27 protein-coding genes and 1 riboswitch are annotated in these 23,881 nt (G+C 71.2%); of the genes, 13 read left to right on the top strand and 14 right to left on the bottom strand.

Going from position 1 to position 23,881, the window contains the following annotated elements; translation table 11 throughout:
• Positions 1 to 131: 131 nt before the first annotated feature.
• Genes ACQBJO_RS08265 through ACQBJO_RS08285 form a run of 5 tightly spaced genes read right to left on the bottom strand, consistent with a single transcriptional unit; the run spans position 132 to position 4,512 of the window.
• Positions 132 to 920, bottom strand: coding sequence for a putative hydro-lyase (locus tag ACQBJO_RS08265; RefSeq protein WP_421008236.1), 789 nt, complete (start codon positions 918 to 920; stop codon positions 132 to 134).
• A complete protein-coding gene (locus ACQBJO_RS08270) occupies positions 913 to 1,836 on the bottom strand; it encodes a biotin-dependent carboxyltransferase family protein (protein ID WP_421008237.1) in 924 nt (307 codons plus the stop codon). The genes ACQBJO_RS08265 and ACQBJO_RS08270 overlap by 8 nt, the downstream gene beginning before the upstream one ends.
• A complete protein-coding gene (locus ACQBJO_RS08275; RefSeq protein WP_255186239.1) occupies positions 1,833 to 2,447 on the bottom strand; it encodes a 5-oxoprolinase subunit B family protein in 615 nt (204 codons plus the stop codon). Before ACQBJO_RS08275 ends, ACQBJO_RS08270 begins: the two co-directional genes overlap by 4 nt.
• Positions 2,444 to 3,214, bottom strand: coding sequence for a LamB/YcsF family protein (locus tag ACQBJO_RS08280; protein ID WP_421008440.1), 771 nt, complete (start codon positions 3,212 to 3,214; stop codon positions 2,444 to 2,446). Before ACQBJO_RS08280 ends, ACQBJO_RS08275 begins: the two co-directional genes overlap by 4 nt.
• Positions 3,215 to 3,252: 38 nt before the next feature.
• Complete coding sequence (locus tag ACQBJO_RS08285) at positions 3,253 to 4,512, bottom strand: NRAMP family divalent metal transporter (RefSeq protein WP_421008441.1); 1,260 nt, start codon at positions 4,510 to 4,512, stop codon at positions 3,253 to 3,255.
• 131 nt (positions 4,513 to 4,643) lie between these two features.
• Here ACQBJO_RS08285 and ACQBJO_RS08290 point away from each other — a divergent pair, with 131 nt between their 5' ends.
• Both ACQBJO_RS08290 and ACQBJO_RS08295 read left to right on the top strand, forming a co-directional pair.
• Positions 4,644 to 5,324: a GntR family transcriptional regulator gene (locus ACQBJO_RS08290; RefSeq protein ID WP_421008238.1), complete on the top strand. Its 681-nt coding sequence runs from the start codon at positions 4,644 to 4,646 to the stop codon at positions 5,322 to 5,324.
• Between the two features lie 71 nt (positions 5,325 to 5,395).
• On the top strand, positions 5,396 to 6,298 hold the full coding sequence (locus tag ACQBJO_RS08295; protein ID WP_421008239.1) for an SDR family oxidoreductase: 903 nt from the start codon (positions 5,396 to 5,398) through the stop codon (positions 6,296 to 6,298).
• Between the two features lie 4 nt (positions 6,299 to 6,302).
• On the opposite strand, the gene nhaA is transcribed toward ACQBJO_RS08295, so the two are convergent.
• From nhaA to ACQBJO_RS08315, 4 genes are all read right to left on the bottom strand, one after another.
• The gene (gene nhaA, locus ACQBJO_RS08300) at positions 6,303 to 7,583 is read right to left on the bottom strand and encodes a Na+/H+ antiporter NhaA (RefSeq protein ID WP_421008240.1); all 1,281 of its coding nucleotides are present in this window, start codon (positions 7,581 to 7,583) and stop codon (positions 6,303 to 6,305) included.
• Positions 7,584 to 7,646: 63 nt separating this feature from the next.
• A complete protein-coding gene (locus tag ACQBJO_RS08305; RefSeq protein ID WP_421008241.1) occupies positions 7,647 to 7,817 on the bottom strand; it encodes a hypothetical protein in 171 nt (56 codons plus the stop codon).
• Positions 7,818 to 7,896: 79 nt separating this feature from the next.
• Positions 7,897 to 9,321, bottom strand: coding sequence for an MFS transporter (locus ACQBJO_RS08310; protein ID WP_421008242.1), 1,425 nt, complete (start codon positions 9,319 to 9,321; stop codon positions 7,897 to 7,899).
• A 121-nt stretch (positions 9,322 to 9,442) separates the two neighbouring features.
• Positions 9,443 to 9,934: a DUF6328 family protein gene (locus tag ACQBJO_RS08315; RefSeq protein ID WP_421008243.1), complete on the bottom strand. Its 492-nt coding sequence runs from the start codon at positions 9,932 to 9,934 to the stop codon at positions 9,443 to 9,445.
• A 141-nt stretch (positions 9,935 to 10,075) separates the two neighbouring features.
• Between ACQBJO_RS08315 and ACQBJO_RS08320 the strand changes: the two genes are divergently transcribed.
• Positions 10,076 to 10,579, top strand: coding sequence for a type 1 glutamine amidotransferase domain-containing protein (locus tag ACQBJO_RS08320; protein WP_430407174.1), 504 nt, complete (start codon positions 10,076 to 10,078; stop codon positions 10,577 to 10,579).
• Between the two features lie 4 nt (positions 10,580 to 10,583).
• Here the strand turns inward: ACQBJO_RS08320 and ACQBJO_RS08325 are convergent, their stop codons facing one another.
• On the bottom strand, positions 10,584 to 11,213 hold the full coding sequence (locus ACQBJO_RS08325) for a cysteine hydrolase family protein (protein WP_421008245.1): 630 nt from the start codon (positions 11,211 to 11,213) through the stop codon (positions 10,584 to 10,586).
• A gap of 101 nt (positions 11,214 to 11,314) precedes the next feature.
• Here ACQBJO_RS08325 and ACQBJO_RS08330 point away from each other — a divergent pair, with 101 nt between their 5' ends.
• Complete coding sequence (locus ACQBJO_RS08330) at positions 11,315 to 11,584, top strand: DUF7218 family protein (protein ID WP_072624543.1); 270 nt, start codon at positions 11,315 to 11,317, stop codon at positions 11,582 to 11,584.
• Positions 11,585 to 11,666: 82 nt separating this feature from the next.
• On the opposite strand, the gene ACQBJO_RS08335 is transcribed toward ACQBJO_RS08330, so the two are convergent.
• The 4 genes from ACQBJO_RS08335 to ACQBJO_RS08350 form a co-directional block, all read right to left on the bottom strand.
• Positions 11,667 to 12,056, bottom strand: coding sequence for an ectoine synthase (locus ACQBJO_RS08335; protein ID WP_072624544.1), 390 nt, complete (start codon positions 12,054 to 12,056; stop codon positions 11,667 to 11,669).
• Positions 12,057 to 12,102: 46 nt separating this feature from the next.
• On the bottom strand, positions 12,103 to 13,383 hold the full coding sequence (ectB, locus tag ACQBJO_RS08340; RefSeq protein WP_421008246.1) for a diaminobutyrate--2-oxoglutarate transaminase: 1,281 nt from the start codon (positions 13,381 to 13,383) through the stop codon (positions 12,103 to 12,105).
• A gap of 52 nt (positions 13,384 to 13,435) precedes the next feature.
• Complete coding sequence (gene ectA, locus ACQBJO_RS08345) at positions 13,436 to 13,960, bottom strand: diaminobutyrate acetyltransferase (RefSeq protein WP_255186250.1); 525 nt, start codon at positions 13,958 to 13,960, stop codon at positions 13,436 to 13,438.
• Positions 13,961 to 14,099: 139 nt separating this feature from the next.
• Positions 14,100 to 15,227 (bottom strand): MalY/PatB family protein, encoded by a 1,128-nt coding sequence (locus ACQBJO_RS08350; protein WP_255186251.1) that lies wholly within the window; start codon positions 15,225 to 15,227, stop codon positions 14,100 to 14,102.
• A gap of 101 nt (positions 15,228 to 15,328) precedes the next feature.
• On the opposite strand from ACQBJO_RS08350, the gene ACQBJO_RS08355 reads away from it, so the two are divergent.
• The 9 genes from ACQBJO_RS08355 (at position 15,329) to gcvP (ending at position 23,531) form a co-directional block, all read left to right on the top strand.
• Positions 15,329 to 16,327, top strand: a complete 999-nt coding sequence (locus ACQBJO_RS08355; RefSeq protein ID WP_421008247.1) for a DUF881 domain-containing protein — start codon at positions 15,329 to 15,331, stop codon at positions 16,325 to 16,327.
• Positions 16,324 to 16,656: a small basic family protein gene (locus ACQBJO_RS08360; protein ID WP_130629221.1), complete on the top strand. Its 333-nt coding sequence runs from the start codon at positions 16,324 to 16,326 to the stop codon at positions 16,654 to 16,656. Before ACQBJO_RS08355 ends, ACQBJO_RS08360 begins: the two co-directional genes overlap by 4 nt.
• Complete coding sequence (locus ACQBJO_RS08365) at positions 16,653 to 17,543, top strand: DUF881 domain-containing protein (protein WP_421008248.1); 891 nt, start codon at positions 16,653 to 16,655, stop codon at positions 17,541 to 17,543. The genes ACQBJO_RS08360 and ACQBJO_RS08365 overlap by 4 nt, the downstream gene beginning before the upstream one ends.
• A 22-nt stretch (positions 17,544 to 17,565) precedes the next feature.
• Positions 17,566 to 17,955: a glycine cleavage system protein GcvH gene (gcvH, locus tag ACQBJO_RS08370; protein ID WP_421008249.1), complete on the top strand. Its 390-nt coding sequence runs from the start codon at positions 17,566 to 17,568 to the stop codon at positions 17,953 to 17,955.
• Positions 17,956 to 18,035: 80 nt separating this feature from the next.
• The gene (locus ACQBJO_RS08375) at positions 18,036 to 18,485 is read left to right on the top strand and encodes an FHA domain-containing protein (protein ID WP_421008250.1); all 450 of its coding nucleotides are present in this window, start codon (positions 18,036 to 18,038) and stop codon (positions 18,483 to 18,485) included.
• A gap of 2 nt (positions 18,486 to 18,487) precedes the next feature.
• Positions 18,488 to 19,207 (top strand): MerR family transcriptional regulator, encoded by a 720-nt coding sequence (locus tag ACQBJO_RS08380; protein WP_421008251.1) that lies wholly within the window; start codon positions 18,488 to 18,490, stop codon positions 19,205 to 19,207.
• A gap of 33 nt (positions 19,208 to 19,240) precedes the next feature.
• The gene (locus ACQBJO_RS08385) at positions 19,241 to 19,729 is read left to right on the top strand and encodes a bifunctional nuclease family protein (protein WP_255186257.1); all 489 of its coding nucleotides are present in this window, start codon (positions 19,241 to 19,243) and stop codon (positions 19,727 to 19,729) included.
• A 143-nt stretch (positions 19,730 to 19,872) separates the two neighbouring features.
• Positions 19,873 to 20,448 (top strand): MerR family transcriptional regulator, encoded by a 576-nt coding sequence (locus tag ACQBJO_RS08390; RefSeq protein WP_303708361.1) that lies wholly within the window; start codon positions 19,873 to 19,875, stop codon positions 20,446 to 20,448.
• A gap of 44 nt (positions 20,449 to 20,492) precedes the next feature.
• Positions 20,493 to 20,587: riboswitch (glycine riboswitch) on the top strand.
• 70 nt (positions 20,588 to 20,657) lie between these two features.
• Positions 20,658 to 23,531 carry an aminomethyl-transferring glycine dehydrogenase gene (gcvP, locus tag ACQBJO_RS08395; RefSeq protein ID WP_421008252.1) on the top strand — a complete coding sequence of 958 codons (2,874 nt, stop codon included), beginning with the start codon at positions 20,658 to 20,660 and terminating at the stop codon, positions 23,529 to 23,531.
• Positions 23,532 to 23,881 lie beyond the last annotated feature (350 nt).

Here is a 23,881-nt window from a genome sequence, read left to right on the forward strand (position 1 = left end):
GGGGCGGCTTCGACCCCGCGTGGGCTCGTTGTACGGAGCAACGGCGCAGTGCGCGGATCGACAGCAGCCCCGACCACCGTGGCCCGTCGTACGGAGCAACGGCATAGCGCGCCGGAGCCCCGGTGGGTGTGTCAGGGCACGAGGTAGTCGGAGTCGCGCGCGTCGGTGATCGCCATCATCCCCGGCGCGTGCCCGATGGCGAAGGGCGGGCGGGACTGCATGATCGCCGCTTGCGGGGTCACGCCGCAGGCCCAGAAGACCGGGACCTCACCGGCGCGCACGGGCACAGCGTCGCCGAAGTCCGGCGACCCGAGGTCGCGGATGCCGAGAGCGGCAGGATCGCCGACGTGGACGGGTGCGCCGTGCACCGCGGGGTAGCGCGAGGTCACGCGGACCGCGGTGGCGACCTGGTCCGCAGGCATCGGCCGCATCGACACGACGAGCGGCCCGCCGATCTGGCCCGCCGACCGGCACTGCCGGTTCGTGGAGTACATCGGCACGTTGCTGCCGACCTCGATGTGGCGCACGGGTGCCCCGGCTTCGAGCAGCGCCGCCTCGAAGGTGAAGCTGCACCCGACGAGGAAGGCGACGAGGTCGTCGCGCCACACGTCGCGGACGTCGGTCACCTCGGCGACGAGCTCGCCGTGCTCGTAGACCCGGTAGCCGGGCAGATCCGTGCGCAGGTCGCCGTCGAAGATCGAGCAGGCCACCTCGCCCGGCTCCGTGACGTCGAGGACGGGGCACGGCTTGGGGTTGCGCTGGGCGAAGAGGAGCACGTCATAGGCCTGCTCGCGCGGCACCGCGATGAGGTTGGCCTGCGTGTAGCCCGCGCTCCAGCCGGAGGTCGGGACGGACAGCCCGTCGCGAAATCGCGCACGAGCCTCCGTGGGGGACAAGGCGGCCGGGACGAGGTCAGCCACGGCGAACACTCCCTTCGAGCTCGAAGCGAAGGCGCTGGCCCGGCTGTGCCTGGGCCGCGCGCCCGATGTCGGCGGCGATGACGACCCCGATGACGGGGTAGCCACCGGTCACCGGATGATCGGCGAGGAAGAGCGTGGGCTGCCCGGTCGGCGGCACCTGGAGAGCTCCGGGCACCATGCCCTCGCTGCTGAGCTCACCCTCGCGGGCGCGCTCCAGCCGCGGCCCGGACAGGCGCATCCCGACCCGATCGCTCTCCGAGGTCACCTCGTACGTGCCGCCGAGGAGGGCGTCGAGGGCCGTGGGCTCGAACCAGTCGTCCCGCGGTCCGGGGACGACCCGCAGCCGCACCTCGCCGGTCGTCGGCGCGGCGACCGGCGCCAGGTCGACGAGCGGCACGGCGAAGGGAGCCCGTCCCACGGGCAGCAGGCTGCCGGGGGAGGGCACCGCCGGGCCGAGTCCGGCGAGGGTGTCGGTCGAGCGGGAGCGCAGCACCGGCTCGACGTCGATCCCACCGCGCACGGCGAGATAACTGCGCAGCCCGGCCGCCGCCGCCCCAAGCCGCAGCCGCGCCCCGTCCGGCAGCCAGGTCACCGCCGCGTGGCCCACTGGGACCCCGTCGACGGTCGCGGGGGTGGTCGCCCCCGTCACGGCGAACCACGTGCCGCCGACGGACCGCACCTCGAGCCCGCCGAAGGTGACCTCGAGGGCCGCGGCCCCCTCCCGGTTGCCGAGCAGCCGGTTGGCCAGCCGGAGCGAGCCCGGGTCGGCGGCGCCGGACCGGCCCACGCCCAGCCCGGCGAGCCCGACCCGGCCGAGGTCCTGGACGGTCGTCTGCGGCCCGGTCGCGAGGACCTCGAGCGCCCGCGTCCCGGCCCCGGCCCGGGCCGCCGTCCCGGTCACCGCCCCGGTACTCACGACGACACCTCGACGTAGCGCACCGTCGTGCCGGGCACGAGCAGCGCCGGGGGCTCGCGGCCGATGTCCCACACCTTGAGCGTGGTGCGGCCGATCAGCTGCCAGCCTCCCGGGGACTCGCGCGGGTAGACGCTCGCGAACTCGCCGGCGATCGCCACGGACCCGGCCGGCACGCGCGTGCGGGGGTTGTCGCGTCTCGGCACCCGCAGCCGCTCGTCCCCGCCGATCATGTAGCCGAAGCCGGGCGCGAAACCGCAGAAGGCGACGGTCCACGGAGACCCGGTGTGTGCCTCGATGACGCCCCGCTCGCCGAGCCCGGTGATCCGACCCACCTCGGCCAGGTCCTCACCGTCGTAGACGACCGGGATCTCCACCTCACCCGTCGTGGCCCGCTCGTGGCTGCCGACGGTGACGCCCGAGACCTGCCGCGAGATCCGCTCCACGTCGGTCGCCCTCGGGTCGATCGTCACGAGCAGCGTCGACGCGGCCGGCACGAGGTCGATGACCCCCTCGGGCAGGTCCTCGTCGAGCTGGGCGTAGAGCGAGAGCACCTCGTCGAGGTCGCCGAGCTCGACGAGCAGCGCGGTGTCACCCGCGGGCATCAGCCTCATGCCGCCCCCAGGGCGAAGGGAGTGAGCCGCACCCCGGCATCCTCGAGCCCGGCGCGCACACGCCGGGCGATCTCGACCGCACCGGGGCTGTCGCCGTGCACGCACAGCGACCCGGCGGGGGCCGGCACGACGCTGCCGTCGACGGCGACGACCTCTCCCTTCGTCGCGATCCGGATGCACCGTTGCGCGATCTCGTCGGGGTCGTGGAGCACGGCGCCGGCCTCGCGTCGCGAGACGAGGGTGCCCTCGGGGGTGTACGCCCGATCGGCGAAGGCCTCGCCGACCGTCGTCAGGCCGGCCTCGCCGGCCAGCCGCAGCCAGGCCGAGCCGGGCAGGCCGAGGACGGGCAGCGTCGGGTCGTACTGCACGACGGCCGCGACGACCGCGGCGGCCTGCTCCTCGTGGTGGACGATGGCGTTGTAGAGCGCCCCGTGCGGCTTGACGTAGCGCACCCGCGTCCCGGCGACCCGGGTGAAGGCCTCGAGCGCGCCGATCTGATAGAGCACGTCGTCGGTCAGCTCGGCCGGTGCGATGTCGATGAAGCGTCGCCCGAAGCCCGCCAGGTCCCGATAGCCCACCTGGGCGCCGATGGCGACGCCCCGGGCCGCGGCCTCCTCGCAGCTGTGGCGCAGCACCGACGAGTCGCCGGCATGGAATCCGCACGCGACGTTGGCGCTCGAGACCACCTCGAGCATCGCGTCGTCGTCGCCGAGGGTCCAGCGGCCGAAGCTCTCACCGAGGTCGGCGTTGAGGTCGATCTGCATCATCTGCTCCTGTCGTCGTACGTCGTGGTCGGTCCCGGGACTCACTGCTCCCAGAGGTCGACGATCCCGCTGAAGGACTCGTAGCCGAGGTAGATCGTCAGCAGCCACACGACGAGCCCGACGTAGGCCAGGACCTTGGGGTAGCGGTAGCCGCCGAGCAGGTCCCGCCGCATGAGTGCCACCCAGATGAGGATGCCGAAGCCGAAGGGGAGGATGAGGCCGTTGAGCGCACCGGCGAGGACGAGCAGCGTCGCCGGAGTCTGCCCGAGGGAGAGGTAGATGGCTGCGGAGAAGATGATGAAGCCGACGACGACCCACTGCGCGTGCCGCTTGATCGTCTCGCTGAAGGTCGTCAGGAAGCTCACCGAGGTGTACGACGCCCCGATGACGCTCGTGATGCTCGCGGCCCAGAGGATGACACCGAAGATGTGCAGCCCGACCTTGCCGAGTGCCGACTCGAAGGCCACGGCCGGAGGGTTGTCGACCCCGACGAGGTTCACGCCACCGACGACGACTCCGAGGATCGCGAGGAAGAGCAGTGCACGCATGACGCCGGTGACGAGGATGCCGGTGATCGAGCCGCGGCTGATCTCGGCGACGCGCTCGGGGCCGGTGATGCCGGAGTCGACGATGCGGTGGGCGCCGGCGTAGGTGATGTAGCCGCCGACGGTGCCGCCGATGAGGGTGGTGATGATGAGGAACTCGACCTTGTCGGGCATCACGGTCTGCTTGAGCGCCTCGCCGTAGGGCGGCTCGGTCGCGACGGCGGCGTAGGCGACCATCGCGATCATCAGCACGCCGAGGACGACGACGATCCGGTCCATGGCCACGCCGGCGCGCTTGCTGACGAAGATGCCGATGGCGACGAGGGCGGAGATCGCACCGCCGATCTTGGCGTCGACGCCGAGCATCGCGTTGGCGCCCAGCCCGGTCCCGCCGATGTTGCCGATGTTGAAGACGAGCCCGCCGAAGACGACGAGTCCGGCGAGGACGTAGCCGAAGCCGGGGATCACCTTGTTGGCGAGGTCCTGGGCGCGCAGGCCGGAGACGCCGATGACGCGCCAGACGTTCAGCTGCACGGCGATGTCGACGATGATCGAGATGACGATCGCGAAGGCGAAGGCTGCGCCGAGCTGCGCGGTGAAGACGGTGGTCTGGGTGATGAAGCCCGGGCCGATCGCGCTGGTGGCCATGAGGAACATCGCCCCGAGGAGCGCGCCCTTCGTGGCCGTGGCGGCCGTGCCGGGGGGCGGCTTCACCGATCCGGCGTCGTGGGTGTCGGGGCTGGGAGCCTGCGTCATCGGGGTTCTCCTGTCGCTCACGGGACCACCTCAGTGTGCTCCCGATCAGCCAAAGTAGCGATTGTTCAACAATCCCGCAATACCCCTATCGGCTAGAGTCGCCGCAGACCGGTGACGAAGGGGTGAGCGGGATGGCGGACGACTGGGTCGCGGCGCTGGAGGCGCACCGAGAGCAGATGGAGCGCGCGAGTGCGACCGACAAGGTCGCCGATGCACTGAGGACGCGGATCACCGAGGGCGATCTGCGCCCGGGGGTGCGGTTGTCCGAGGAGCGCATCGGGCGAGCGCTCGGCGTCTCCCGCAACACCCTGCGCGAGGCCTTTCACCTGCTCGGCCACGAGGGTCTGGTCGTCCGTGAGTTCAACCGCGGGGTCTTCGTCCGGTCGCTCGATGTCGACGACGTGCGCGACCTCTACGCCTTCCGTCGCGTCCTCGAGACCGCAGCGCTGCGTCGGCTGGCGGAGGTCGGTGGCGACCTCACCGGTGTGCGTGCCGCGGTGGACGAAGGGGGGCGCGCCGCGGCCGACGAGGACTGGCGGGCGCTGGGCTCGGCCAACATGCACTTCCACGCCGAGCTCACCGCCCTGGCGGGGATCCGGCGACTCGACGAGGCGATGCGACAGGTCCTCGCGCAGATGCGCCTGGTTTTCGCGACGATGGACGACCCCCGCACCTTCCACCAGCCCTACCTCGCCCACAACCGTGTGCTCGTCGAGCTTCTCGACGCCGGCCGGTGGCCCGAGGCGGAGCAGTCCCTGCTCGACTACCTCGCGACGGCAGAGAGCCAGCTCCTGGCAGCCATGGCCGCCTGAGCGCCGGGTGCAGTTTGCCGGCGCGGAGGGTTGGGTACGTCCCCTTCGTCCCGACGACGAAGGAGCACCTGATGATCGAGGCAGAGATCGCCCGACGAGCCGCGCAGCTGGCCAACGGCCCCGAAGGGGGATTCCTCGCCCAGCAGCAGCAGTTGCCGGGCGAGACTCGCGAGATGGACCCCGTCCCCGACCACGGTGAGGACAGCTGGGTGGGCGCCCAGCGGCTGCAGGGTGTGCGGGCCCTCATCACCGGGGGCGACTCCGGCATCGGCCGAGCCGTGGCCATCGCCTTCGCCCGGGAGGGCGCCGACGTGGCACTGGGCTACCTGCCGCAGGAGCAGGACGACGCCGAGATGACAGCCGACTGGGTCGAGCGGGCGGGTCGCACGGCGGTGCTCTGCCCGGCGGACATCAGTGACCGCAGTGCCTGTGACGAGGTCGTCGCCGCTGCGGTCGACGGACTGGGTGGGCTCGACGTCCTCGTCAACAACGCCGGGGTGCAGATGGCCCGCGACGAGGGCCTCGAGGACATCAGTGATGAGCGCATCGACCGGGTGCTGCGGACCAACCTGCACGCGCTCTTCTGGCTGACGCGCGCGGCGCTGCCGCACCTCGGGCGGGGTTCGAGCATCATCAACGTCAGCTCGATCCAAGCCTTCGAGCCCTCGACGTCCCTGCTCGACTACGCGGCGACCAAGGCGGCGATCAACAACTTCACCGTCAACCTCGCCGCAGAGGTCGGGTCCCGGGGCATCCGGGTCAATGCCGTTGCCCCGGGACCGATCTGGACGCCGCTCCAGCCGGCCACCCAGAGGAGGGAGAAGATCGAGGCCTTCGGGGCGGACACCCCGCTGGGTCGCGCTGGCCAGCCGGCGGAGCTCGCCGGTGCCTTCGTCTTCCTCGCCTCCCCTCGAGAGGCGAGCTACGTCTCGGGCACGGTGCTCGGCGTGACCGGAGGCAAGCCGGTCTTCTGACGGATCAGGAGGGTGCGGCCCCGGCGGCACGGGCCGCCCGGCTGCGCATCGCGAGCAGACCGCCCCCGACGAGCGCCGAGACGAGCGAGCCCAGGAGCACGCCGATCTTGACGTGCTCGTCGGCGACGCTCGCAGCGCCGTAGGCGAGCTCGCCGACGAGCAGCGAGACGGTGAAGCCGACGCCGGCGACGAAGCCCATGCCGATGATGTCCGGCCAGCGCAGCGTCTCGTCGAGCTGGAAGGCCGGCAGGCGGCTCAGCAGGAAGGTCGTCGTCGTGATGCCGATCGGCTTGCCGATGAAGAGCCCGGCGATGATGCCGATGGTGATCGGGTCCTGCATCGCGGTGCGGAAGCCGTCGAGTCCACCCACGGTGACCCCCGCCGAGAAGAAGGCAAAGACCGGGACCGCCACGAGCGTGGTGAAGACGCCCCACTGGTCGGCGAGGTAGGCCGTCAGGCCGTCGTAGACGGGGGTCCCGTCGTCGTCGGTCGAGGCCTGGACGCGGGCCCGCTCGGTGGCCACGACCGGGACGGTGAAGCCGAGCAGCACCCCGGCGACCGTCGCATGGATGCCGGAGGCGTGGACCAGAGCCCACATGAGGACGCCGAGGGGGACGAGCAGCCACCAGGAGATGACGCCACGCTGCACGAGGAGCGCGAAGAGGGCGAGCGGCACGAGCGCGAGCAGCAGCCACTGCAGCTGCAGGCCCTCGGTGTAGACCACCGCGATGACCGTGATGGCGATGAGGTCGTCGACGATCGCCAGGGTCAGCAGGAAGACCCGCAGGGCCGGTGGCAGGAAGCGACCGACGACGGCGAGGACGGCGACGGCGAAGGCGATGTCGGTCGCGGTGGGGATCGCCCAGCCCCGCAACGCGCCCTCGGAGTCGGACGCGATGGCGATGCCGGCGAAGACCAGCGCGGGCACGACGACACCGCCGAAGGCCGCGGCGATGGGCAGCGCGGCCTGTCGCGGGTTGCGCAGCTTGCCCGCGACGAACTCCTCCTTGAGCTCCAGCCCGACGACGAAGAAAAAGATCGCGAGCAACCCGTCGGCGGCCCACTCGCCGATCGTCAGGTCGAGGTGAAGGGCGTGGGGGCCGAGGGTGAAGTCACGGACCGAGGTGTAGAGGTCGGCGGCGGGGGAGTTGGCCAGGAGCAGGGCGACGACGGTGGCGATGAGCAGCAGGGCGCCGCCGACGGCATCGCTCTGCGCGGTGGCGTGCACGCCCCGCCACAGCTCGTGGGGAGCCAGGCGACTCGTGGATCGGGGGGACTGGGACATGGGTGGGGCCTGTCTGGTGGGAGGGAGATGGGCTGCCTGTCGGCGCCCGTCGTCGCGGGCGCCTCAGCCGCTCGGCGGAGGGCAGCCGGCGATCTCCCCGTGGGCATTGGTGCCCCACGTGCTGATCCAGCCGTTGGTCCCGGGGTGGCGCACCGTGCGCATGTGCGCGCGCAGCCGAGCCGCCTCCGCGAGGAGGCGGGGCTGTGCGGCGGTGCGCGACTGGGGACCGGTCACAGGCTGAGTCTAGGGATCGACGAAGGGAAGTGACCGGCGGACTCGCCGCGGTCACCTCCCTTCGTGCTCCGCTCGTGGCTCAGCGACCGCAGGCGTCGAGCGCTGCCGACTCCTCGGCGATCGCCTCCGAGCCGTAGTCCTCCGGCTCGGACTCGGGAATCTCGGTGCCGTGGAGCGAGGCGCCGGCGGTCTCCTTGACGAAGAGCATCGCGATCATGCCGATGACGCAGGCGCCCATCATGTAGGCCGCCGGGAACTCGAGGAAGCCGGTGCTGTCGACCACGCCCTCGTTCACGGAGGCCGCGGTGCCGCCGAAGGCCGCGGTGAAGACGTTGTACGTCACCGCGAACCCCGCGAAGCGCACGTGGGCGGGGAACATCGCAGGGAAGGTCGCCGAGATCGTCGACAGCTGCGGGATGTAGAGCAGGCCGAGGACGGCGAAGCCCACCATCGCGCCGACGAAGCCGGTGCCCATGAGGAAGTACATCGGCAGCGCGAAGACGAAGAGCCCGATGAGCGAGAACCACCACATGGGCCTACGCCCGACGATGTCGGAGAAGTGCCCGGCGAAGGGGATGAGCAGCATCATCAGCAGCTCGCCGACGATGATGACCACGAGCGACTCGGTCTCGCCCATGCCGATCTTCGTCCCGAGGTAGGTCGGCATGTAGGTCAGCAGGGTGTAGTTGACGACGTTGAGCGGGATGACCAGCCCGGCCATCGTCAGCATCGGCTTCCAGTACTCGACCATGAGGTCGCGAAGGCCCTTCGTGGCCGACTGCTCGCTCTCGCCGGCGTCGTCCAGGTCCTCGTAGACGGGCGTCTCGTCGAGCTTCGAGCGCAGGTAGAGGCCGATCGCGCCGAGCGGTCCGGCGACGAAGAAGGGGATGCGCCAGCCCCAGTCGTTCATGGCGGCCTCGCCGAGCACGAGCTGCAGGACGAGCACGACCGAGGCGCCGAGGGCGAAGCCACCGAGCGTGCCGAACTCGAGGAAGCTGCCGTAGAGACCACGGCGCTTGTCCGGGGCGTACTCGGCCATGAAGGTCGCGGCACCGCCGTACTCACCGCCGGTCGAGAAGCCCTGGACGAGGCGCAGGATGATCAGCAGGATCGGGGCGCCGATGCCGATGGTCTCGTAGGTGGGCAGCAGACCGATGCAGAAGGTCGCGGCCGACATCATGATGATCGTCATCGCGAGGACACCCTTGCGACCGAGCCGGTCGCCGAGCGGGCCCCAGAAGAAGCCACCGAAAGGTCGGGCGATGAAGGACACGGCGAGCGTGGCCAAGGTCAGCAGGGTCTCGTGCTCACCGGGGAAGAAGTGGTGGCCGATGTAGGTCGCGACCACCGCGTAGGCGCCGTAGTCGTACCACTCGGTGGCATTGCCCATCGCGGAGGCGGCGACGGCCTTGCGGATCGTCGGTCGGTCCGGCAGGTCCTCGAAGGCCGTGGCGCCGGCTGCGCCTTCGGCAGCCGGATCACCAGCCGTGCTGTGCGTGCTCATGGATCTCCTTGGGTTGATCTTTTCCACGCCGGGGCGCGGCTTGGCACGTCGTCGCACATTACGTAGATCCGATCCCTGCCGCCATCCGAAACGCCCGTGTCCGATGGATGGAATGCCCGTCTCACTTCTCGGATGCGGGCGGGCGGCCACCGATGACACGGGGGAGGAGCACGAGCGAGCCGAGGACGAGCAAGGTCATCCCCCCTCCGACCGCGAGCGCGCCGGAGCGTCCGACGACGACGTCGAAGACGAAGGTCGCGATCCCCGCGACGAGGAGCGAGACGAGCGCGAGGACGACCCGGGCGATCACGTGGCCGGCAGCGACCAACCGGTCCTTGCGCCGCCAGCGGAAGACCCGACGGTGGATGGCGATCGGCGCGACGAGCGCTGTCGTCGTCACCGCCGCCAGGACGACCAGCACGAGGTAGAGCCCACGTTGGAAGGGGTCCAGATCGGGGAAGGCCGACTGGAAGGGCAGGGTGAGCAGGAAGCCGCCGAGCACCTGCACCCCCGTCTGCAGGACGCGAAACTCCTGCAGCAGGTCGTTCCAGTTGCGGTCGGCCCGCTCCGCGGGAGTCTCGTGGCGGTCGCCGTCACCGGCGTGCACGTTCATCACCCCATCCTGCCCCGGGGTGACGACGCATGGGGGCAGCGGTGCCGGGTAGGGGCAGGGGACACCCGCACCCGACGACAGGAGCAGACCGTGACGTCCGCAGACGAGCGCACCACCCGCAACATCGCCGTGCTCGTGGCGATGGAGGGCATCGAGCAGGTCGAGCTGACCGGCCCGTGGAAGGCCTTGGAGGACGCCGGCTGGGAGCCGGTCCTCGTCGCCCCGGACCGGGGCGACGTCCAGGCCTTCGAGCACCTCGACCGGGCCGACAGGTTCCCCGTGGATCGCACCGTCGCCGACGTGGCGGTCGAGGACTTCGCCGGCCTGGTGCTCCCCGGCGGGGTGGCCAACCCCGACGCACTGCGGACCGATGCCGCGGCCGTCGATCTCGTGCGCGGTTTCGTGCAGGGCGGGGCGCCGGTCGCGGCGATCTGCCACGCCATCTGGATGCTCGTGGAGGCGGACGCGGTCCGCGACCGCACCCTCACGTCGTGGCCGAGCCTGCAGACCGACGTGCGCAATGCCGGAGGGACGTGGGTGGACCAGGAGGTGGTCACCGACGGCTCGCTCGTGACGAGCCGCAAGCCTGACGACCTGCCGGCCTTCAACGCCGCGATGCTCGACGTGCTGGGTGCCGTCGGCTGAGCGGTCACCGCGCCCCCTCGGTCGGCCTGGTCGTCACCCGGCAGAGAGCATCGGCGGAGACCACCGGGAAGCGGTACTCGTCGCGGAGCACGTCCAGGACGAGCTCGTGCAGCTCGGGCCGGTACGAGGCGATCGCGTCGCGGACGAGTACGACCTCGAGGTCCGCGGCGAAGGCATGGGCCGCGGTGAGCTGCACGCACGTGTGCGTCGACACCCCGACGACGACGACGGCCTCGACGGCCAAGGAGCTCAGCACCTCGGCCAGGCCCGTCTCCACGAAGGCGTCGTCACGCGTCTTGACGACCTCGATGGCCGAGGTCAGGTCGAGCTCGGCCAGCGACGCCGTGTGGGGGGCGCCGTCGAAGAGGAATCCCTGATCGTCCTGGCGCATCGTGATCGTCCACGTCGACCGGTCCCTCCGGTGGACCGTGCGCACTGCGACGACCGGCAGCCGCTCGGCCTCAGCCCAGCGCAGGACCTGCCGGCACCGGGCGACCAGGGCGTCTCGGCGGGCGGCGAGAGCGGGGTCCTCGAAGAAGGCCTCCTGCAGGTCGATGGCGAGCACGGCCGTGCGCTCGAGCGGCGCCCGCCACGGAGCATGGTCGGCGTGCGGCCCGGCGGTGGATTGGTCCATGCCGCCCATCTACCCCGCCGCAGGAGGATCATGCCGTCCGGCGCATGTCACGCGAGGGCCGGGGGTAGAACGGTCTGACGTGACCACGAGAGGAGCACACCATGCCCGAGCGGACACCAGGCCCGAGCGTCAAGGACGACGAGCTCTACGAGGAGCTCCGCGACGACGGAGCGAGCAAAGAGAAGGCGGCGAGGATCGCCAACGCCGCGGCCAACAGCTCACGCTCCGAGGTCGGGCGCCGCGGCGGCGAGTCCGGGTCGTACGACGACTGGAGCGTCGACGAGCTGCGCGAGCGCGCCAGAGAGCTCGAGATCGAGGGGCGGTCGTCGATGGACAAGGCCGAGCTCATCGACGCCCTGCGTCACCACTGATCCCGACCTTCCCACCAGAGCGCGAAGGGGGGCGGACCACGCGGGTCCGCCCCCCTTCGTCCGGCCGAAGCCTGGGGAGTGCTCAGTCCTCGGTGAGGACCGGGTAGACGCCGTTCTCGTCGTGGACCTCACGGCCGGTGACCGGGGGGTTGAAGACGCACGCGCAGTGGATGTCCTCCTCGACGGTCACGGTGTGCTTGTCTGCGTCGTCGAGCATGTACATGACGCCCGGCTCGAGGACGTACTCCTCGCCGGTGTCGCGGTCGAGGAGCGTGCCCTTGCCCTGGTAGACGTAGACCGCCTCGACGTGGTTGGCGTACCAGAACTCCGAGGACGTCCCGGCCTTGAGGATCGTGATGTGGAAGCTGAAGCCGACCTTGTCCTTGGCCAGCACCATCCGGCGGCTCTGCCAGTTGCCGTGCGTGACGTCGTACTCGGTGCCGTCCAGGTCGTTGACGTTGAGGACCTTCATGCGGATCTCCTTGTCTCGTGGTGCAGTTCGGTGGGGCGAAGGGGGATCAGGCGCCGGTGCGAGCCGGTGCCCCGAGGACCTCGCGGGCGGCGTCCTCGAGCTGGTCGAGGCCGGCGGCCATCTCGTCCTCGGTGATCGTCAGGGGCGGCATGACCTTGACCGCCTCGCTGTCGGGACCCGAGGTCTCGACGAGGAGCTTGCGCGCGAAGGCAGCCTTGGCGATCTTCTCGGCGACCTCGTGGTCGGCGAAGGCGACGCCGGCCAGCAGCCCGCGGCCGCGGACCTCGCTGCCCTCGGCGAGGCCGGCGAGGACCTCGAGCCGCTCACGCAGCTGGGCGGCGCGGTCGGCGATGTTGCGCTCCAGGGCGTCGTCGGTCCAGTAGGTGCGCAGCGCCTTGGTCGCGGTGACGAAGGCCGGGTTGTGCCCGCGGAAGGTGCCGTTGTGCTCGCCGGGCTCCCAGTCGTCGACCTCGGGCTTCATCAGCGTCAGCGCCATCGGCAGACCGTAGCCGGAGATGGACTTGCTCAGCGTGATGATGTCGGGGTCGAGACCGAAGGGCTCGAAGGAGAAGAAGGTGCCGGTGCGGCCGCAGCCGGCCTGCACGTCGTCGATGATCAGCAGGACGCCGTGCTCCTTGCACAGGGCCTCGAGCTCCTTGAGCCACTCGCCGCGGGCGGCGTTGAGGCCGCCCTCGCCCTGAACCGTCTCGACGATGACCGCGGCGGGCAGGTTGTGGCCCGAGCCGCTGTCGGCCCAGATGCGCTTGAGCCAGGCGAAGTCGGAGGTCTCGCCGACGATGTAGTCGTCGTAGGGGGCCGAGGTCGCGTGGTAGAGCGGCGTGCCCGCACCGGCGCGCTTGAAGGCATTGCCCGTGACGGCGAGCGAGCCGAGCGTCATGCCGTGGAAGGCATTGGTGAAGGAGACGATCTCCTCGCGGCCGGTGACCTTGCGCGCGGTCTTGAGCGCGGTCTCGACGGCATTGGTGCCGGTCGGCCCGGGGAACTGGATCTTGTGGGTCAGTCCCCGCGGCTCGAGGATGACCTCGGTGAAGGTCTCGAGGAAGTCGCGCTTGGCCTTGGTGTGCATGTCCATCGAGTGCGTCACGCCGTCGCGGGAGACGTAGTCGAGGAGCGCCTCCTTGAGCACGTCGTTGTTGTGCCCGTAGTTGAGCGCGCCGGCGCCGGAGAAGAAGTCGGTGTAGACCTCGCCGTCCTCGGTCGTCTGGTAGACGCCCTTGGCGGTGTCGAAGACGACGGGCCAGTTGCGGCAGTAGCTGCGCACCTCGGACTCGCGCTCGGTGAAGATCTGCGTGGCGGGGTGGGTCATGTGGGGTCCTTCCTCGAAGGGGGAGTGTGGCGGGGCTGTCGTTGGGGCCGGGTCAGAACGGTCCGATGCGGTGCAGCACCTCCGGGTCGTGCCCTTCGTCGGGGAAGTGGGCCTTCACGAAGAGGTCGGTCTCCTCGTGCTGAGCGTCACGGGTGCGGGCGAAGCGGGCGAAGAGCGCCCGGGAGGCCCCGTTGTCGTCCGTGATCGTGGTCTCGAGCATGGTGACGCCGGGGACGTGCTCGGCGAGGTGGTCGAGCATGCGGCCGGCCAGCCCGTGGCCTCGCTGGTCGGCGTCGACGGCGACCTGCCAGACCATGAGCGTCTCGGGGGAGTCGGGGCGGAGGTAGCCGCTGACGAAGCCGACGACGGCACCGTCGCGCTCGGCGACGACGCTGGTCGCGGCGAAGTCCCGTGCCCACAACAGGTAGGCGTAGGAGCTGTTGAGGTCGAGGGTCTGGCTGTCCCTCGCCACGCGCCACATCGCGCCACCGTCCTGGACGGTCGGCGGGCGCAGCACGAAGGGGGACGGCTCGGTCGTGGGGGTCGTCTCGTCGGGGGCGGTCACCTCGTCGAACATAACGTGACCATGTCCAAGATCAAATCGAGTCCCGTCTCAGGTGGCCAGATCCGTTGCGCCCCAAGGGATCTGGCGTGTTCGTGATCCGGACCACCTCGCCACCGGCGGGTCGGGGGAGTGGCGGTGGTCACCCCCTTCGTCATGGCAGCGAGGCGGCCATGCGCTCGACGGCCGCGGTGATGATCTGCGGCGAGGCGGCGAGGTTGAGCCGGGCCCAGCCCTCGCCGGCGCCGAAGGGGAGGCCGGAGCTCAGGGCGACCCTGGCGTGCCGCTCGAAGTGTCGCGCCGGGTCCTCACCGAGACCGAGCTCGCGGAAGTCCAGCCAGGCGAGATAGGTCGCCTCGACCGGCTGCCACCGCACCAGCGGCAGGTGCTCGCGGAGCAGGTCGGTCAGCAGGCCCCGGTTGGCGTCGAGGTCCGCGACGAGGTCGGCCAGCCATGGGCGGTCCTGCTCGAGGGCGACCCGGTGCAGTCGGACCGCGAGGTGGCTCGTCGTGTAGCCCAGACCCTCCGGCAGCGCCGCGAGGAGGTCCCCGGCGGCGCCGCCGCCGGCGATCCCGGCCGCCTTGACCCCGGCGAGGTTCCACCCCTTCGCCGCGGAGATGACCGACAGCCAGCCTTGCGCCTCGGGGACCGCGAGTGCGGGGGTGAAGCGGGCGCCCGGCAGCACGAGCGGGGCGTGCACCTCGTCGCACGCGACGGAGACGCCGTGGCGATCGGCGACCTCGGCCACGGCCCGTAGCTCGTCGGCCGTGTGGACCACTCCCGTGGGGTTGTGGGGGCTGGCGAGGAGCAGGGCGCCACGGCCGTCGCGGCCGAAGGCCTCGTCGAGGGCGGCGGCGTCGAGCCGACCCTGCGGGCTCAGCGGCACGGTCACGAGGCGGCGGCCGAGCTCGCCGACGATCGCGTGGAAGGGCGGGTAGACCGGCACGGTGACGTAGACCGGGTCGCCGGGCTCGGTCATCGCGCCGACGGCGGCCTTCATGCCGCTCATGACGTCCGCGGCCGGTCGCATCCTCTCGACCGTGACGTCCGCGCCGTGCTCCACGTAGAAGTCGGCCAGGGCTTCGAGATAGGGCCCGTTGACGGGGTATCCGGTGTCCCCGTCACGCGCGATGCGGGCCAGCTCCTCGGCGACGCCGGGCGCGGGCATGACGTCCATCTCGGCGATCCAGAGGGGCAGGACGTCCTCGGGGTACTGGCGCCACTTCAGGCTCGTGCGGCGTCGGCAGGTGGCTTCGTCGAGGGTGAGCAGACGTCGGTCCATGGGACCACTCTGGCACCGCCCCGGCGTGGTGGGCTGTACTGGATCCCGTCCGACATCTACGGTCTCGGGGGCACCCGACCCGCGCACGAGAGGAGCAGCGAGTGCGACCTGACGCACCCGACGGCGCACGCCGTCCTGCTCCGGCGCGGATGAGCGAGGAGGACCTCGGCGAGGACGAGGTGGACTACGCCGACGCCTCGGGCGTGGCCCACCCCGCGCGGCGGCGTGACGCCTCGATGACGCTGCTCACGTCGATGCTCGAGCGGCCGCTCGACCCCGGCTACGCAGCTGCCGCGGAGCAGCGACGGGCCGCCGGCCTGCCGGACTCCAGCGGGACGCGCCGGCCCATCCTGCTCGTGTGGCTGCTCATCATCGGCCTGGTCATCGGCGTGAGCACCGCCGCCCTGCGCGACCGCGACGGCACCCGGGCCCAGGCACGTGCCGAGCTGATCCAGCAGATCGAGGACCGGCAGTCCGACGTCGACTCCCGGGACAAGCGAGCCCTGGAGCTGCAGCGCGAGATCGACCGGGCGACCGCCCGCCTCGACCCGGACCTCGTGGGCACCCAGCAGGCCGAGCTCGACGCCCTGCGCGTCGCGAGCGGGCTCGTCGCCGTCGACGGGCCGGGGCTGCGGATCACGCTCGACGACGCACCCGGCGGCGACACCAGCGCCGACGGCAACCCGCGCACGAGCGTGAGCAACGAGGGGCGGGTGCAGTCCAAGGACATGCAGCTGATCACCAACGGCCTGTGGGACGCGGGCGCCGAGGCGATCAGCATCAACGGCCAGCGGCTCACCTCGCGCACCGCGATCCGATTTGCGGGCGAGGCGATCCTCGTCAACTTCCGCCCGCTCACCCGGCCCTACACGATCGAGGCCATCGGTGACTCCACCGACATGCAGACCCGCTTCGCCGAGGGCGCGGCCGGCTCCTACCTCACGGGGCTGAGCAGCAACTACGGCATCCAGACCTCGCTGACGACGCAGGAGGAGCTCCACCTGCCCAGCGCCGTCAACGTCAGCACCCGTGAGGCCACGGTCGTCCCGCAGGGACGGACCGCACCCCGGGTGACCCCACTGAAGAAGGAGACCTCGTGATCCCCGCCCTCGGACTCGTGGCCGGGATCGTGCTCGGCCTCGTCCTGCAGCCCGACGTGCCCGTCTGGCTGCAGCCCTACCTGCCGATCGCGGTCATCGCCGCCCTCGACGCCGTCTTCGGTGCCGTGCGGGCGACGCTCGACGGGATCTTCGACGACAAGGTCTTCGTCGTCAGCTTCCTGTCCAATGTCGTCGTCGCCGCCTTCATCGTCTTCCTGGGCGACCAGCTCGGTGTCGGCTCCCAGCTGTCCACGGGTGTCGTCGTCGTCCTCGGCGTGCGGATCTTCTCCAACGTCGCCTCCATCCGCCGACACCTCTTCAAGGCATGACCAGCACCCCCAGCACTCCCGAGACCCCCGACGAGTCCGAGCCCACGACCGAGGCGCAGACGGCGAAGGGGGAGCCGCCCACGTCCGAGGCGAACCCCGAGGCCACGACGCCGAAGGGGGAGCCGCCCACGTCGTCGGCTGCCGCCGCGGCCCCGACCAGTGCGTGGCGCCGGGTCCACCTCATGGCCAGACCACGGGCCACGCGGGCCAACGCCTTCGCGCTCCTGCTGGCGTGCCTGCTCGGCTTCGCGATCGCGACCCAGGTGCGCCAGACGCAGTCGCAGGGCCTCGAGGACCTGCGGCAGGACGAGCTCGTGCGGATCCTCGACGACGTGACGCAGAACGGCAACCGCCTCGACGACGAGATCGCCGAGCTCGAGTCGACCCGTGACGGTCTCGCCACGAGCGAGGGCAACTCGCCGGAGGCGATCGCTGCCGCGCAGGAGCGCGCCGACACGCTCGGGATCCTCGCGGGGACCGAACGTGCCACCGGCCCGGGCATCACCCTGACGATCGAGGACCCCGACGGCGGGGTCGATGCCGCCACCCTCCTCGACACCGTGCAGGAGCTGCGCGATGCGGGGGCCGAGGCGATGCAGGTCGACGACGTGCGCATCGTCGCCAGCACCTGGTTCCGCGACGACGCGGACGGAGTCATCGCCGACGGCGCCTCCCTGGAGCGTCCGTACACCTTCACGGTCATCGGTGACCCGCAGACGATGAGCTCCGCGATGGAGATCCCCGGAGGCGTGTCGGAGTCGGTGCGCAGCAAGGGAGGGGAGGTGACGATCCGCGAGTTCTCGACGATCAACGTCGAGGCATTGCACACCGATTCGTCGCCTCGTTACGCTCAGCCCGTCCCGGAGCCGACCGACGGCTCGAAGTGATCCGGGCTCGACGAGGAGAGAGATGACCGACGCGACCTACCCCGAGGACCTGCGGTACACGAGCGACCACGAGTGGGTTCGTGAGAGCGGAGCGGGCGTCGTCCGCGTCGGCATCACGCACTACGCCCAGGACGCGCTCGGCGACGTGGTCTACGTCAGCCTGCCGGCGGTCGGCGACGCGGTCGACGCGGGGGGCTCGTGCGGTGAGGTCGAGTCCACGAAGTCGGTGAGCGACCTCTACGCGCCCCTGGCCGGGACCATCACCGCGGTCAACGACGCGCTCGACGCGACCCCCGAGCTGGTCAACTCCGACCCCTACGGCGAGGGCTGGATGTACGAGCTCCAGCTCGCCGACGGCACCGACACCTCGGGCCTGCTCGACGCCGCGGCCTACGCGGCCGAGATCGGCTGACCACACCGCACCACGGTGACCGGCACCGAGTGGTGCCGGTCACGTAGGCTTGACCACGGACACACAGGAGGGAGCGCTGGATGAGCGGCAACGACCACGACCAGCCCGCACGACAGGACCCGGCGACGCAGCAGTTCACCGGGGCGGAGGTGGGCCTGCCGGCCGACGCGCCGGACTCGGACTACCACCTCACCCGCGACGAGCAGGCGACCGTCGACGCGCTCATCCCCGGCACGGCGCTGCTCATCGTGCTGCGGGGGCCCAACACCGGGGCGCGCTTCCTCCTCGACGACGCCGAGGTGACGACCGGGCGAGGCCCGGACAGCGACATCTTCCTCGACGACGTCACGGTCTCGCGCAAGCACGCGGTCTTCGCCCGTGACGGCCAGGGCTACGGCGTGCGCGACGTGGGCTCGCTCAACGGCACCTACGTCAACAAGGAGCGCATCGACCAGGCGACGCTCCGCACGGGCGACGAGGTCCAGATCGGCAAGTTCCGGCTGGTCTACTACGCCAGCTCCGCCAGCTGACGTTGCCCGGCGACCGCATCGGGATCGGCGCCCTGATCGAGCGGCTGGAGGGCGACTTCCCCGACATCTCGATCAGCAAGGTGCGCTACCTCGAGAGCGAGGGGTTGGTCTCTCCGGAGCGGACGGCCTCGGGGTACCGCAAGTACTCCGAGGACGACGTCGACCGGCTGCGCTTCGTGCTGACGGCGCAGCGTGACCGCTTCTGGCCGCTCAAGGTGATCCGTGAGCGGCTCGACGCCCACGACCGTGGCCTGGACGTCGCCGACGACGGGGCGGTCGTCGCCCCGTCGTCCGACGGTGGCGACGGTCAGCCGACCACCACCGGACGGCTGGCACCCGCCGACCGGGGTCGCCCCCTTCGCCTCACGGCCATCGAGCTGCAGCACGCCGCCGACATCGACACCGGGACCTTCCGCGAGCTCGTCGCCTACGGTCTACTGCCCAAGCAGCGTGACCACTTCGACCGCAGCGACCTCGAGGTCGCCCGGGCCTGCGGGGCGCTCGTGGCGGCCGGGATCGACGTGCGGCACCTGCGCCCCTTCAAGAGCGCGGCCGAGCGCGAGGTCGGTCTGGCCGAGCACGTCCTGGGCCAGCAGGCGCTGCGGGGCCGTGCCGCGGATGCCGTCGGTCTCGACGACGAGACCGTGCGGCGGCAGGTCGTCGAGGACTGCCTCGAGCTGCACCTGGCGCTCGTGCGCCGCGGCCTCGCCGACGGTGCCTGACCGCTCCTCCCGGTGGAGGGATACGGTGTGGGGGTGAAGCCTCTCGACGTCCTCGGTGTCCGGGTGGAGATGCCCACCTCCCAGCCGATCGTGCTCCTGCGCGAGCGCGACGGTGGCCGTCACGTCCCGATCTGGATCGGCGCGGCCGAGGCCACCGCCATCGCCTACGCCCAAGAGGGTGTCGAGCCGCCCCGCCCGTTGACGCACGACCTGCTCGTCGACGTCATCGAGGCCCTCGGCCGGCACCTCGTGACCGTGCGGATCGACGCCGTCGTCGAGGGCGTCTTCCACGCGACCCTCGTGCTCGACGACGACACCGAGATCCCTTCGCGCAGCTCGGACGCGATCGCCCTCGCGCTGCGGACGGCGGCCGAGGTCGTCACCACGGACGCCGTCCTCGACGAGGTCGGCATCGAGTCGTCCGACGAGGAAGAGGACGAGGTGGCGAAGTTCAAGGAGTTCCTCGACGAGGTCTCGCCCGAGGACTTCGAGGCGCCCGACGAGGACCCTCCCGCGACCTGATCGTTACCGACACGCCCCGCCTCCCGCGGCGGGGGTGTTTGACCGTTTGCTGGCACCGCCGTAGCGTCGAAGACATCACCGGAAGCACACCGGTGTCATCTCCGACCGCTCGGGTCGGACCGACGGTGACTCAGGAGGGCGTAGTGGACGCCACCAGCGACGAGGGCAAGACCCCGGTCCGCGCTCAGGGCGTGCTCTTCGACGACGACCTGCCCGAGCTCTCCGAGGACATCGGCTACCGCGGTCCCGCCGCGTGCGCCGCAGCCGGCATCACCTACCGCCAGCTCGACTACTGGGCCCGCACCGGCCTCGTCGAGCCCTCGGTCCGTGGAGCGGCGGGCTCCGGCAGCCAGCGTCTCTACGGCTTCCGCGACATCCTCGTGCTCAAGGTCGTCAAGCGACTGCTCGACACCGGTGTCTCCCTCCAGCAGATCCGCGTCGCCATCACGCACCTGCGTGAGCGCGGCGTCGAGGACCTCGCCCAGATCACCCTGATGAGCGACGGGGCCAGCGTCTACGAGTGCACCTCCGCCGACGAGGTCATCGACCTCGTCCAGGGCGGTCAGGGTGTCTTCGGCATCGCCGTCGGCCGTGTCTGGCGCGAGGTCGAGGGCTCCCTGCTCGAGATCCCGAGCGAGCGCATGGGTGGCGGCGACGCCGCGCCGACCGAGCTCCCCGGTGACGAGCTGTCGGCTCGCCGCCGCGCCAAGCTCGCCTGACGCACCGTACGGGGCCACGGCCGCTGATAGCCTGTGGCCGCTGCTCACCCCACGGGGGAGAGTCCTCGCGCGTCTCGCGCGGGGCGCCGAAGGGGCAAACTCCCCGGAACCTCTCAGGCGCCAGGACCTCGTGGATCAGGCACCTCTGGAGCGCCCTCGCGTGACAGATGGGGAGGCTGGCTTTGTACACCCGCGTCCAAGGGAGCCTCATGAGCGCCTCGTCCCCCCTGTCCGAGTTCGTCGGCCGTCACGTCGGTCCCCGTGAGGGCGACGTCGAGCAGATGCTCGCCACGATCGGGCAGCCCACCCTCGACGCACTGTGCGACGCGGCCGTCCCGGGGGCGATCCGCCAGACCGAGGCCCTGACGATCGAGGCAGCCCCGAGCGAGCTCGCGGTCGTCGAGGAGCTGCGCGCCCTCGCGGCGAAGAACACAGTGCTCACCTCGATGATCGGCCTCGGGTACTACGGCACGGTGACGCCGGCCGTCATCCAGCGCAACGTCCTGGAGAACCCTGCCTGGTACACCGCCTACACGCCCTACCAGCCCGAGATCAGCCAGGGGCGGCTCGAGGCGCTGCTCAACTTCCAGACGATGGTCGCCGACCTCACTGGTCTGCAGACGTCGGGTTCGTCGCTGCTCGACGAGGGCACGGCCGCGGCCGAGGCGATGACCGTGATGCGGCGCTCGAGCAAGGTCGCCAAGGACGCGGTCCTGCTCGTCGACGCCAACACCTTCCCGCAGACCCGGGCGGTCATCGACACCCGCGCGGTGCCGCTCGGCATCGACGTCGTCGTCGCCGACCTCACGGGGGTCACCTCGGCCGAGGCGCTGCGCGAGGCGGCCGGTGGCCGTGACGTCTTCGGCGTGCTCGTCCAGTACCCCGGTGCCGACGGCATCATCAGCGACTGGCGTGCCCTGACGGACGCGGCCCACGAGGTGGGTGCCCTCGTCACCGCCGCGGCCGACCTGCTCGCGCTCACGCTGCTCACCGCGCCGGGGGAGTGGGGCGCCGACGTGGCCGTCGGGACGACCCAGCGCTTCGGTGTCCCGATGTCCTTCGGTGGCCCGCACGCCGGCTACATGGCGGTGCGCGCCGGGCTGGAGCGCACGCTCCCCGGCCGGCTCGTCGGCGTCTCCGTCGACTCCGCCGGTCGCCCGGCCTACCGTCTGGCGCTCCAGACGCGCGAGCAGCACATCCGTCGTGACAAGGCGACGAGCAACATCTGCACCGCGCAGGTGCTCCTCGCCGTGATGGCTTCGATGTACGCGGTCTACCACGGCCCCGACGGCCTGCGGGCGATCGCCGAGCGAGTCCACGGCACCGCGGTCGCCCTCGCCGAGCGGCTGCGCGCCGCGGGCGTCGAGGTGGCCGAGGGCCCGTGGTTCGACACCCTGCGCGTGCGCGTGCCCGGGGGAGCTGCCGCCGCGGCCGCGGCCGCCGTCACCGCCGGGGTCAACATCTGGCAGCACGACGAGAGCACGGTCCTCGTCTCCGTCGACGAGACGACCGATGCGAGCGAGATCTCGGCCGTCGCGGGTGCGCTGGGCGCTGCCACGGAGGTCGCTGACGTCGAGACCGCGCGCATCTCCCCGAGCTGGCCGCAGGAGCTGGTGCGCACGAGCGACTACCTCACTCACCCGGTCTTCCACTCGCACCGCAGCGAGACCGCGATGCTGCGCTACCTGCGACGGCTTTCCGACCGCGACTTCGCGCTCGACCGAGGCATGATTCCCCTCGGCTCCTGCACGATGAAGCTCAACGCGACCACCGAGATGGTCGCCATCACGTGGCCGGAGTTCGCGGGGCTGCACCCCTTCGCACCCGATGACCAGACCGTCGGCATCCGTGAGCTCGTGGGTCAGCTGAGCGGCTGGCTGAGCGAGGTCACCGGCTACCACTCGGTCTCGCTCCAGCCCAATGCCGGGTCGCAGGGGGAGCTGGCCGGGCTGCTGGCGATCCGTGCCTTCCACGCGGCCAACGGCCAGTCCGAGCGGCACATCTGCCTCATCCCCGCCAGCGCCCACGGCACCAACGCGGCCTCCGCCGTCATGGCGGGCATGAAGGTCGTCGTGGTCAAGACCGCCGAGGGCGGTGACATCGACATGGACGATCTGCGGGCCAAGGTCGAGCAGCACCGTGACGACCTCGCGGCGATCATGGTGACCTACCCGAGCACCCACGGTGTCTACGAGGACACCATCAGCGAGCTGTGCTCCCTCGTCCACGACGCGGGTGGCCAGGTCTACGTCGACGGCGCCAACCTCAACGCGCTCGTCGGGCTCGCCCAGCCGGGCCGCTTCGGTGCTGACGTCAGCCACCTCAACCTGCACAAGACCTTCTGCATCCCGCACGGTGGCGGTGGCCCGGGCGTGGGGCCGGTGGCCGTGCGCGAGCACCTGGCTCCCTACCTGCCCAACCACCCGCTCGCCGAGGCAGCGGGACCGGCGACCGGCGCGGGCCCGATCAGCGCCGCTCCCTATGGCTCGGCCGGCATCCTGCCGATCTCGTGGGCCTACGTCCGACTCATGGGTGGGGCGGGTCTGGCTCGGGCGACGCAGGTGGCGGTACTCAACGCCAACTACGTCGCGCGTCGTCTCGGCAGCCACTTCCCGGTCCTCTACAGCGGCCCCGGCGGGGTCGTGGCCCACGAGTGCATCCTCGACCTGCGTGGCCTGACCAAGGACACCGGCGTGACCGTCGACGACGTCGCCAAGCGCCTCATCGACTACGGCTTCCACGCCCCGACGATGAGCTTCCCGGTCGCCGGGACCCTGATGGTCGAGCCCACGGAGTCCGAGGACAAGGGCGAGCTCGACCGCTTCTGCGACGCGATGATCGCCATCCGCGAGGAGATCGACCAGGTCGGCGACGTCGAGTCCTCCGTCCTGCGCAATGCCCCGCACACCGCGGCGGAGCTCGCAGGGGAGTGGCCGCACGACTACGACCGCGCCACCGCCGTCTTCCCCGTCGGGGTCGACGCAGCCGACAAGTACTGGCCGCCGGTCTCGCGGATCGACGGCGCCTTCGGCGACCGCAACCTCGTCTGCTCCTGCCCCTCGCCCGAGGCCTTCGAGGACTGAGCCACCGGGGCGCCCCCGAACCACGGGTGACCCGACGAGCCCCGGCGTCGCACGCATCTCGTGCGAAGCCGGGGCTCGCTGCTGTACTGGACGGCGGAGGGCGGGGACGACCGGCACTGGTCCCCGCCCACGGGGACGAACGGAACTGACGACCCACGCCTCGGGCCGACATCCTGCGCTCGATCCACCGCCCCCGCGGCTGAACCCTGCAAAACCCTAGGGTCTTGCAGGGTTGGGGCTGGTTCCGCCCAACGGCCGCACGACCATAGGGAATTCGAAGGGGGAGGGGCGGTCGTCAATGCGGCGAGACCAACGGGACTGGTCCCCGCCCACGGGGACGAACGGAACTG

It is taken from the genome of Janibacter zhangyanbonis (genome assembly GCF_050507325.1).
Taxonomy (GTDB): Bacteria; Actinomycetota; Actinomycetes; order Actinomycetales; family Dermatophilaceae; genus Janibacter.

Bases quoted from the DNA above. Each gene is read 5' to 3' on its own strand.
- ectB (WP_421008246.1), bottom strand. From the start codon at position 13,383: ATGACCCACCCCGCCACGCAGATCTTCACCGAGCGCGAGTCCGAGGTG.
- nhaA (WP_421008240.1), bottom strand. From the start codon at position 7,583: ATGTCCCAGTCCCCCCGATCCACGAGTCGCCTGGCTCCCCACGAGCTG.
- ACQBJO_RS08315 (WP_421008243.1), bottom strand. From the start codon at position 9,934: ATGAACGTGCACGCCGGTGACGGCGACCGCCACGAGACTCCCGCGGAG.
- gcvH (WP_421008249.1), top strand. From the start codon at position 17,566: ATGACCGACGCGACCTACCCCGAGGACCTGCGGTACACGAGCGACCAC.
- ACQBJO_RS08290 (WP_421008238.1), top strand. From the start codon at position 4,644: ATGGCGGACGACTGGGTCGCGGCGCTGGAGGCGCACCGAGAGCAGATG.
- ACQBJO_RS08375 (WP_421008250.1), top strand. From the start codon at position 18,036: ATGAGCGGCAACGACCACGACCAGCCCGCACGACAGGACCCGGCGACG.
- ACQBJO_RS08285 (WP_421008441.1), bottom strand. From the start codon at position 4,512: ATGACGCAGGCTCCCAGCCCCGACACCCACGACGCCGGATCGGTGAAG.
- ACQBJO_RS08325 (WP_421008245.1), bottom strand. From the start codon at position 11,213: ATGGACCAATCCACCGCCGGGCCGCACGCCGACCATGCTCCGTGGCGG.
- gcvP (WP_421008252.1), top strand. From the start codon at position 20,658: ATGAGCGCCTCGTCCCCCCTGTCCGAGTTCGTCGGCCGTCACGTCGGT.
- ectA (WP_255186250.1), bottom strand. From the start codon at position 13,960: ATGTTCGACGAGGTGACCGCCCCCGACGAGACGACCCCCACGACCGAG.
- ACQBJO_RS08365 (WP_421008248.1), top strand. From the start codon at position 16,653: ATGACCAGCACCCCCAGCACTCCCGAGACCCCCGACGAGTCCGAGCCC.
- ACQBJO_RS08275 (WP_255186239.1), bottom strand. From the start codon at position 2,447: ATGAGGCTGATGCCCGCGGGTGACACCGCGCTGCTCGTCGAGCTCGGC.
- ACQBJO_RS08310 (WP_421008242.1), bottom strand. From the start codon at position 9,321: ATGAGCACGCACAGCACGGCTGGTGATCCGGCTGCCGAAGGCGCAGCC.
- ACQBJO_RS08320 (WP_430407174.1), top strand. From the start codon at position 10,076: ATGGAGGGCATCGAGCAGGTCGAGCTGACCGGCCCGTGGAAGGCCTTG.
- ACQBJO_RS08280 (WP_421008440.1), bottom strand. From the start codon at position 3,214: ATGATGCAGATCGACCTCAACGCCGACCTCGGTGAGAGCTTCGGCCGC.
- ACQBJO_RS08295 (WP_421008239.1), top strand. From the start codon at position 5,396: ATGATCGAGGCAGAGATCGCCCGACGAGCCGCGCAGCTGGCCAACGGC.
- ACQBJO_RS08335 (WP_072624544.1), bottom strand. From the start codon at position 12,056: ATGAAGGTCCTCAACGTCAACGACCTGGACGGCACCGAGTACGACGTC.
- ACQBJO_RS08350 (WP_255186251.1), bottom strand. From the start codon at position 15,227: ATGGACCGACGTCTGCTCACCCTCGACGAAGCCACCTGCCGACGCCGC.
- ACQBJO_RS08330 (WP_072624543.1), top strand. From the start codon at position 11,315: ATGCCCGAGCGGACACCAGGCCCGAGCGTCAAGGACGACGAGCTCTAC.